Source organism: Neisseria sp. P0021.S006 (assembly GCF_051956895.1).
In genome coordinates this window covers 1-630 of the sequence record NZ_JBQCWZ010000835.1, presented here as the reverse complement: position 1 = coordinate 630, position 630 = coordinate 1, and the positions used below count along the sequence as shown (strand labels likewise).

The 630-nt window shown below is 46.0% G+C and carries 1 protein-coding gene and 1 pseudogene; both read right to left on the bottom strand.

Annotation, left to right across the window (positions count from 1 at the left end; all coding sequences use genetic code 11):
• A partial coding sequence (locus tag ACTHUM_RS17400) for an amino acid ABC transporter permease (protein ID WP_440403610.1) occupies positions 1–511 on the bottom strand: 511 nt, incomplete at its 3' end.
• Positions 501–630 (bottom strand): annotated as a pseudogene (locus ACTHUM_RS17395) (amino acid ABC transporter substrate-binding protein); the annotation flags it as partial. The gene ACTHUM_RS17400 and the pseudogene ACTHUM_RS17395, both read right to left, overlap by 11 nt.

Genomic DNA, 630 nt, shown 5'->3' with positions numbered 1-630 from the left:
ATTCATTGCTCAAAGGCGGTACGGCAACGCGGAATGCCTGCGGAGCGACAATGCGGCGGAATGTCTGCATATAGGTCATACCGATGGAGAAACCAGCTTCCCATTGACCTTTAGGTACGGACAAAATTGCCGCGCGTATGGTTTCGGAAGCGTATGCACCAACGTTGAGCGAAAAACCGATGATGGCGGCAGGAATCGGGTCGATATAAATACCAACAGATGGCAGACCATAGAAGACCACTGCTAGTTGTATTAAAAGCGGTGTTCCACGAATGACAGAAATATAGAATTCAACCACTTTAAGTAGAATTTTTTGAAGAATTCCACCAGGTGGCATGATTCTTACCAAAGCAACGGCTACAGCAATAATCATACCGATAACGAAAGAAGCAATCGCCAGAGGAAGAGATACTATAAAGCCGGCTTTGACCATAGGCCAAAACGCGCTGATGAGCATATCAGCGCGTGTTTCCGTCATAAACGGCAGAGAGGCAAGGAAATTATTTAACACTGATGTCTTTTCCGAAGAATTGTTCGCCCAGTTTTTTCAGCGTACCGTCGGCCTTCAGTTCGTTCATGGCTGTGCTGAATTTGGCCAATGCCTCATCATTGCCTTTATTGACAATCAAG